Origin of the sequence: Plesiomonas sp. ZOR0011 (assembly GCF_000800945.1) — a bacterium.
Taxonomy (GTDB): Bacteria; Pseudomonadota; Gammaproteobacteria; order Enterobacterales; family CAMTGL01; genus Plesiomonas; species Plesiomonas shigelloides.
On the sequence record NZ_JRKB01000057.1, the window covers coordinates 1 to 9144 of the forward strand.

The following is a 9144-nucleotide window of genomic DNA, read 5'->3' on the forward strand; positions in this document are numbered from 1 at the left end:
ATGCATTACGTGCTGATGCCATTACCGGTGACGGTGAGTCGAATGCCCCACAACTGATGCCAGGCTTAGCTTTCACACTCAGTGAGCATCCCAATGCTGTACTGAATACCGATTGGCAGGTGGTACAAATAACGCATACCGGTAAACAGCCACAAGCACTGGAAGAAGAGGGCGGCAATGGGCCAACGGTGTATTACAACCAATTTGCCGCCATTCCAGCCATAACACCATGGCGTAGCGTAATGCCGCACAAGCCCATGGTGGATGGCCCACAGATAGCCACGGTAGTCGGTCCTGACGGCGAAGAGATTTACTGTGACAAGTATGGTCGGGTAAGAGTGCAGTTCCCATGGGATCGATACGGGAAATATAACGATCAAAGTTCGTGTTGGGTTAGGGTATCGCAAGGTTGGGCTGGCGGGCAATATGGCATGATGGCGATTCCACGTATTGGTCATGAAGTGATAGTAAGTTTTTTGGAGGGCGATCCCGATCAGCCAATCATTACGGGGCGAACTTACCATGCTACGAATCAGACGCCTTACGTGTTACCAGAACATAAAACTCGCACACTATTAAGAACGGATACCCATAAAGGTAACGGTTTTAATGAGTTGCGATTCGAAGATGAGGTGTTAAGAGAACAAATTTATATCCATGCTCAAAAAGATATGGATGTAGTAATTAATCATATTCATCGGCAAAGTGTTGGCTTGGATCAGCATCTGACCGTCCATCAGGATCAGTTTCAGCGCGTGGATCGGCACAGCCATAGAACAATTGCTAAAGATGACATAGAGCAGATAGGCCAAGATCATCATCAATTAATTGGCCGCCATTTCGTACAAAAGATAATGGCATCGTTTAAACGCTTTATTGGTGGTGGTGAAATTACGCATTTAGATGGAAGTAGACAAACTGCCATTACTGGTGGAGATGAGTTGTTAGTGGGCGCCCATCGTCGAGTTGTTGTGGGGACTGATGACTATCTTAAAGCAGAAGAAATAGTATTAGAAGCCGGACAATCATTGACGGTTAAAGGACCTGGCGGATTTATCAAGCTGGATGCCGGAGGTGTCACGATTACCGGTAACGTAGTTAAGATTAATGATGGTGGAGCGCCGGGTTCAGGTAGTATTCCAGTAGCAATAGACCCTGAAACACCGAACAAGCCCACCCTGCCGGATGCACCGGATCGTCGTTAAGGAGTCATTATGCCAAGTGCTGCCCGATTAGGTGATAGTTGTGCCGGTCATGGCTGTTTTCCGGCGACCCCCATTATTGCGGGTAGTGGTGATGTCATCATCAATGGCAAGCCTGCAGCACGTAAAGGGGATGGAGTGTTGCTCCATGCCTGCCCCTGTCCCAACATGCCCCATGGCATTCATAGTCGCGCCATCTCCGGTGGTTCCAGCAATGTGTTTATCAACGGCAAGGCGGCAGCAAGGGTGGGGGATGCCATTGGTTGTGGTGGCTCCGTTGCGGCAGGTAGTGGCAATGTGATCATTGGGGATAGCCCCTATCAATCTCCCGCCAAAAGCTGTGCTGAGCAGACGGCCAAAAAACGGCTGCCCTTGCTGGCGCTTTCTCCCATGCTGGTGCCATGGCAAACATTGCTGGAATGGGCTGCTCCCGTTGCCTTGCCAGAGGTGGAGAAAACCTTGACAGAGGCACAGCGTAAGCTGCGCTATCAGGCGCGTAAACAATTATCCGAGCGTGCAGCCAAGGTGCCGGGATTGGCAGATGCCGGTAAACGTCTGGGCTTTAACAATGACAGTATTCTGCGTGCTGAAGCTGCGCAGTATGTCTATGCCGTTGATGAATTTAATCGCGGTGCGCGAACTGACTTGCCTGCGGCGCCTGTTGGCCTTTCTCAGGTGGATACCAAAAAAATACCAGGGCTAGGAAAAGCAGAATTTACGAATAAAACGACAGGGTTTGGTGCCGCCTTGTTCAAATCCTCCATCAATAACGAGACCATGCTCACCTACCGGGGCACCAACAATGCGGTCACCGGTCGATTAGACTGGATGACCAATGGGGCTCAGGGAATAGGCTCGGAAACTAAGCAATACAATCAGGCAATGTATTTGGCAACACAGGTACAAGATGCAGTAGCTTCACCTTCATCCCCGTTGGTTGCCGTAGGACATTCATTAGGGGGAGGATTGGCCTCCGCGGGGGTTGGTGCTACCGGACTGCCCGGTTATACCTTTAACGCCGCTGGGTTACATGCCAATACCGTGAGTCGTAAAGGGGGGCTACCTCTGGAAAAAATAGGTGAGCTGATCACAACCCAGGCAGTGGACGGCGAGGTACTCACCATGGTGCAAGGGGTGGGGAAACTGGCAGTGCCCACCCTGTTTGCCGGGATCGGCGGTGCATTGGGCGGGTCAGGCGGTGCGGCTGTTGGTGGTGCCTTGGGAAGCCTGATTCTGGCAGGTGGGACACTCCCCCCTGCTGCAGGCAAGATGTTACCCTTGCCCTCGCAAGGGGGAAATCCCATAGCTCGCCATGGTATGGATCAAGTGATTGCCGGGATTGAAGCGCAGAAGAGTGAGGATATCGGCACCATTACCAGCAAACTTGGAGGAGTAAAATGATATGGTTGTCTCGTTTAAAAGTGCTCTGCGTAGGAGTGCTGGGTTTGTTATCGGCATGCCAAGTGGGAGGAAAAAGTATGCAAGCCAGTGAGTTTTTCCCCGCCCCGGTAGTGAAAGTGCTGGATGCCATCCAGCGTGGTGATGAAGCCGCAGCCCGTCGTCAGATTGAGCAAGGTGTCAATCTCAATATTCAGGGAGAAGAAGGGTTAACACCACTACTCTGGTTAGTTTATGAGACTAAGGATTATAGGGCTGTAAAACTTGCCCTTAAAGTAGGTGCCGATCCCAACTATAAGAATGGATTCGGTGAAAATATTGTGAGCTCTGTTGCTGGTTCCAAATATCCAGAACTTCTGGAGGTCGCATTGGATGCGGGCGGAGAACCTAATTCGTTGGGGGAGAACGGTGTCCCCGCAATATTTAATGCCATCGGAGAGGCACGCTGGGCTGATATCAAGTTATTGGTTGAACGAGGTGCAGATCTTAATCTGACAGATGGTCCTGGTAGCAATAGCGCTCTATATGGTGCATCGATCAATCAATATGAAGTTGTATATTGGTTGCTGCAACATGGTGCGGATTATCAACTGAGATCTGCAACGGGAGCTGATTTAGCTTATCGAGTTGAGCACAGTCTATCACTGATGGATAAGTCATCTCCTCAGTATCCTTGGGCGCTTAAGGTAAAACAGTTCTTAGTAGATAAAGGTATAAAATTTCCCCCGTTGACACCTGCTGAAATACGCGAACGTTGGGCCAATGGTGAGAAGATATAGTGATGTGAGACCAATGGGGCAGGAAAGACTGCCCTATAACCCTCGACATTAAAGGTAATGTTTTTGTGACATCACCGACACCATACCCCCATTATCATTACTAATCAATTTATCATATTCAAACATGATAAAAACTGCCAATTAATCTAATAGTTAGACAAGTGGTGCTAATGTCTTTGCCTATATTCGATATAGTCCGAAATGAGACTGCTAATGTGTATGCCATTATTGACCTCAGCAGGTTCGAAGGTGGCATCACTTATTGGAAATCCCTGTATCCACAATGCCAGGGAGAGTGGCGGCTATTGCCCAATGACTATGGTGTGCAGTGCTATCCGGTCACTGAGTTACTGTTACTCTCTATAAACGAAGGTTCAGCAACAGAAAGCCTGTTGTTGTGGCTATTATCCCATCAACACTACCCTGATACGGGCGTTGTGTTGTTTACGGCAGCAGCCGAAATAGACGACATACAGCAAGCTTGTTTACTTCGCCATACTTGTTTTTATCCCGATGGTCGGCATGTCTTTTTCCCTTTTCATGAACCGGCTACGCTAAAAACTTGGCTGACAATGACAGATGTGTCAACGAGGTGGCAGTTTGAATCGCCTTTTGGGGTGATATATATTCCAGAGGCAATTGATACATGTTATTCAAACTCACAGTTTGAGTGTATCAGTACGTCAGTCTCGTCTAAAAATATACCTTTGCATGTATATGAAAACAGGTTGAGTACCGAAGCTTATCGCGTACTGACCAATCAGGCGCGTTATCAACATTTGACCAAAGCGTTATTTGTCAGAGCCAGCGAATACTATCCATTTTTACTGGATATAACATGGCTGGAGCAGCGCTTCATAAGCGGTATTCTCTTGGCAAGTGAGTTGTATCCTACTGCATCGGAGGATGAGTGGGAGGCCTGGTCCGCACACCGCTGGATCATCGGTTCGGATTATTATCGGCACCCTCAGTTTATTAAATTGGTTTCTCACTATTCGTTATCAATGGCCATTAAAAAATTCAAGATGGATGTTGCACTGGTCCGTGATTCACGGGCCAATTTCCATCGACGTGAATGGATGTTTGGCCAGGCTGACGACAAAGGAGCATAAGGCGTGATGGCAAACAAGGTGATGATATCTGGCAAGTATCAGGATGATGAGTGGCAGCAGTTGCTTGATGGGCAAGGTTTGTTCATGTTTGCCGAAGCGGCCATCAACGAGGCTGTGCCAGGCTTGGCAGAAAAATGGGGCGGTAGCCTTGAGCAGACCAGGCTGTATTGGGGGGAGACGGGAAAGCTGCATAGCACTATATCCCCCTACCTCATCCCCGTTCATCGACAAAATTGGCCAGAGCTCCAGCGCCTTGTCATCCATCAACCAGGCTGGGGCCTGCTGCTCCAACTCGACTGGTTCATGCTGGCCTATACGCCGCTACAACAGTTGCAAGCATTGCTTGCACATCTGCGCCAGTGGTCCTGGATAGATACACCTGAAGATGAAACTGCCATATTGCGGCTCAGTGACTGGCAGGTGGTCAAGCCCCTCTTAACGGTAAGCTCTCCAGCTGAGGCTACAGCGCTGTTTGGTCCCGTTGCCACCATCATCGATATGTCGCCGGATGGCGGTTGTGAGTATCTCCAGCTCATTGAACGGGTAGAACATGACCTTGCAGGGCATGCACCGCAACAGTTATCACCCGCACAGTGGACTGCCTTGAACTCGCTGTCAGATAGCGTTGCGCACGATGAGTATATCGAGCATATCCAGGCGCATCATTCGGTGGTGAAGGAGTGGCAGTCAGAGCGGTTGGTCTCTTTCATTAAAGAGGGTGAGCAAGAGGCATTCGCCCATGGGTTCAAAAATCAGCAGGATGTTATTCGCTTCCTGAGTTTAAAGCTGGAAATGCCAGTGGGCTTTATGGCGCATCCCTGGGCAAAAAAAATAATGGCTGAACCGGCTGAATTAATTGGGCAACAAAGCCGCATGGACAGGTTATTTGAGCAAGCACTTTGCGAGTTGGGTAAGGGATAGGTTGAGGGGATCATGAGTAAAAATAAAACGGCTAGTTTGCTGTCCAGTGATGAAGCAGCCAAAAAAAACTTCTCAACCGATAACATCATCTCTGGTGGTTGCGTGAAATGTGGTTGCGAAGTGATTATTCATTATCACTATGATGATGGTAAACCTGTTCCCAATGCACCGTTTGTACTGACCGACAGTAACAAGACTGTTATAAAAGGAAAAACGGATAGCAAGGGGCTGTGTCGAATTTATGATATGGGGTGTGGCACCTTCGAGTTGTTATTGGAAGAAGGAAGTGACGAATTTAAACCCAAGGAAACGCTACAAAATAACCCGGTATTTCAATCCAACCCCGCTTATGCTGCGTTGGCAGGTGAATACTTCACACTGTTTCTCATTTTGCGTCAGCAAGGATTGATTGAATATGACGCCTCTGACAGTGATGCAGATGAGGTGGATGTCGATAACGTCGGCATGCTCGGTGGAATATTCAATAGTGTCCCGGATAAGTACAACCAGGCTTACAAGCGCTTTTGGGCGCTGGATAAAAAAATTAACAAAGGCAGCCGCGAGCTCAAAGTGGCGGTCAACAAGATACACCATAGTCTTGCCGCTGAATTGGGTGACAAGGCCAGTAGCAATGAAGCGGTGCTCCTGGTATGCGAAGTGTTGCTCGGGTTTGTGCCTGTAGTGGGCCAAGTCATGGACCTTTATGCCATCGGCGATTGGAGTTATGACACTTACAAAGCACCGGCAAAGTTGGATGATAACATGCATCTCGCAGAGGGTGCATTGTGCTTGATTGGTATTATTCCTGGCCTTGGAGATGCCATCAAGGTCAGTGGTAAGGCTATTATCAGAGCGCTGAAGCTAGGAGATAGAAAATCCATCCAATTTGCCATCAAAACCATTCGTAGTTTGTCTAATGGTAACCTGATCAAAGGATTGATGGAGCTGCGCTCCCAGATAAAAACATATGGTCAAAAAGCCAAAGCCCTTTTGCTGCAGGTGATTGCTGCATTGAAAAAAATGCTGATAGACCCTGCCAGCAACCGCTGGCTAATTGCCATGATGAAGGAGCAAATCACCGGGATTATCCATGCACTGGAAAAACTCTCGGCAAAATTTGATGCATCCCTTGCCTATATCGCCGCGAAATTTGACGAGTTTATTGGCAAGGTTGTGACACGTGTCACCGGTTCACCTAGAGCTAAGGGACGAGCCGAAGTGCCAGAAGGCTTCAATGCCGGTCGCAACAAGGGCGAGGGACATGATGCAGGTAAACCACCAGCCGAAAAGACTCGCGCTGGACAGGCTGATGGTAATAACTGCGCTTCCACAAAAACGTGCCAAAAGAAAGGTGAGCCAGTCGATATGGCCACCGGCTTCGTGTTTGAACAGCGCGAAGATTGGCGCCTGGCTAGCTTGTTGCCGGTCGGATTGGCCCGTTACTACCGCTCTGGCGGGCAACGTCGTCCGGGTATTCTGGGGACTCTCTGGCGCACGGAATGGGATATGTCGCTGGAGCTGCAAGAGGGCATGGTCATCTTCACCGATGGCGAGTTCAACCAGGCCTTCTTTACCCTGCCTGACGAAGGTGAGTGGGCACACAGCCCCTCCAACCCCGAGTGGCGGTTGACCCGCTTCGAAGGTCTGCTGCAACTGCACCATCTGGATGGTCGTCGTTATGGCTTCGAGCATGCCCGTGGCCCCCACCTTTATCTCACATCCATGAGTGATGCCTGTGGCAACCGGGTAAGTTGGGTGTGGGAGCGGGGTCGCCTGGTGCGCGTCTTGTTGGCTGATGGTCGCCATATTCGGGTCAGCCATCAGGGGCGCAATGTCTCTGCGCTTACCCTGGTGGTGTCGGAGTTTGACCCACCTCGCGAGCTGTCCCGTTATGAATATGACGACAGCGGCGCCTTACTGCGGGTCAGGGCGGGTGCCGGACGCAGCTTTGATTACCAATACTCACCGCAAGGGTGGCTCACCCGCTGGAGTGACCTCGCCCAAACCTGGGTCGAACACGACTATGACTCGCAAGGCCGTTGTCTGGCCAACCGCTGTGCGGGCGGCTATTGGAAAGATCATTTCCGTTATGACGATGCCAACCTCACCAGCTATTACCACAGCGCTTTTGGTGGCGTCACCGCCTATGTGCGCGATGAGCGCAACAATATCCTGCTGCGCCGTGAGCCGGATGGCGGCGAAACCCGCTTTGAATGGGTGAACAATCAGTTGGCGGCACTGGTCAACCCCTTGGGCCAGCGCACCGAGTTTGAACGCAATGCGTGGGGACAAGTGACGTGCGTGACCTTGCCCGATGGCAGTGCCCACCGTTATGGCTACGATGATGCGGGCAGGCTGCTGGCCTATATCGACCCGCTCGGTCAGCCCTGGCAATACAGCTATAACCCTCAGGGGCTCGTTGAAGGGGTGACCAACCCGCTGGGGCAATGCTGGCGTCATGAGTATACCCCTCAGGGTTTGCTGGCCGCGGTGACCGACCCGATCGGTCAGCGTAGCCAGTGGCATTATGGGGAACAAGGGCTGCCGGTTCGGTTCGAGCCGGCTAGCGGTACCCCCTGGCGGTTTGTTTATGACCAGCAAGACCGTCTGGTCGCCCGTTATCAGGAGGGTGAACAAGGTGCTTTGGTACGTCGCTGGGAGTATCGTCACCACGCCCGGCAACCCAGCAAGGTCATCTATGAAGATGGTACCGAGAGTCGCTTTGATTACGACATCGAAGGCAATCTGATTCGGCTGACCGATGCGCTGGGCCATCACCACCAACTGACCTATGGCGCCTTTGACAACCTTCAGAGCGTAACCGACCCGCTGGGGGCCACCACCCGCTATCACTACAACGCCGAGAGCGAGTTTGCCGGTGTCACCAACAGTCAGGGGCATCACTGGCGCTATGAGTTTGATGCCTGCGGCCGGGTCGCAACGGAAGTGCACTATGACGGGCGTCGTTATGACTACCGTTACGATGTGGCGGGGCAGTTGGTACTGCGCCGGGCACCGGATCATCGCGAGCTGCACTATCACTATGATGTGTTGGGGCGACTGGCTCGAATTGAAGCCTGGCGTGCCCAGGGCGAGTATAGTGACCCGACGGCGAGGGCAAAAGAGAGTGAAACCCACTTTGCCTATGATGCCGCCGATCGTCTGCTGCGGGCCAGCAACGCCGATGCGGTGGTGGAATACGAGTGGGATGCACTGGGCCGGATGGTCTGTGAGCGCGTCAATGGCGAGACGATAGAGAGCCATTATGGCGAGGCGGGCCAGCGTGAGGCCATCACCGGGTTGCTGGCGCCGCTGGGGCTGTCCTGGCAGCAAGGGCGACTGACCCAGCTCACCGTGGGCAGCCGCCAGCCTCTGCAGTTTGCCCACGACCGGCAAGGGCGCGAGCAGGTGCGCCAGAGCGAGGCTGGGTTTGCCCTCCATCAAGGGTGGAGTGCCACCGGGCTCTTGCTCTCTCAATCCCTGGTGCCGGCGAGTGGCGCTGTGCCCGACACCCTGTCGCGTCACTACCAGTATGATGCCCTCGACCGGCTGGTTGGGGTCAACGACAGCCACTGGGGTGAACAGGGCTGGAAGCTCAATGGCAACGGTCAGGTGGTGGCCGAGCGCAGCAAGCGCGGTCACGAGCGTCAGGCCCAGCTATTTGGTTATGACAGCGAGCTGAACCTCTGCGAGCTCTCCCATATTCTGCCCAGCGATGGGCAACCGTTATCC

6 protein-coding genes are annotated in these 9144 nt (G+C 51.9%); all 6 read left to right on the top strand.

Features of this window, described 5'->3' with window-relative positions; all coding sequences use genetic code 11:
* A partial coding sequence (gene tssI, locus L975_RS09740; RefSeq protein WP_047708392.1) for a type VI secretion system tip protein TssI/VgrG occupies window positions 1-1205 on the top strand: 1205 nt, incomplete at its 5' end.
* Window positions 1206-1214: 9 nt separating this feature from the next.
* On the top strand, window positions 1215-2603 hold the full coding sequence (locus L975_RS09745; protein ID WP_047708394.1) for a PAAR domain-containing protein: 1389 nt from the start codon (window positions 1215-1217) through the stop codon (window positions 2601-2603).
* On the top strand, window positions 2600-3379 hold the full coding sequence (locus L975_RS09750; RefSeq protein WP_218185589.1) for an ankyrin repeat domain-containing protein: 780 nt from the start codon (window positions 2600-2602) through the stop codon (window positions 3377-3379). Before L975_RS09745 ends, L975_RS09750 begins: the two co-directional genes overlap by 4 nt.
* A gap of 215 nt (window positions 3380-3594) precedes the next feature.
* A complete protein-coding gene (locus L975_RS18160; RefSeq protein ID WP_156121192.1) occupies window positions 3595-4491 on the top strand; it encodes a hypothetical protein in 897 nt (298 codons plus the stop codon).
* A 6-nt stretch (window positions 4492-4497) separates the two neighbouring features.
* On the top strand, window positions 4498-5412 hold the full coding sequence (locus L975_RS09760) for a DUF4123 domain-containing protein (protein WP_072033054.1): 915 nt from the start codon (window positions 4498-4500) through the stop codon (window positions 5410-5412).
* A gap of 465 nt (window positions 5413-5877) precedes the next feature.
* Window positions 5878-9144, top strand: a 3267-nt coding sequence (locus L975_RS09765) for a DUF6531 domain-containing protein (RefSeq protein WP_230400801.1), incomplete at its 3' end; no start/stop codon positions are given.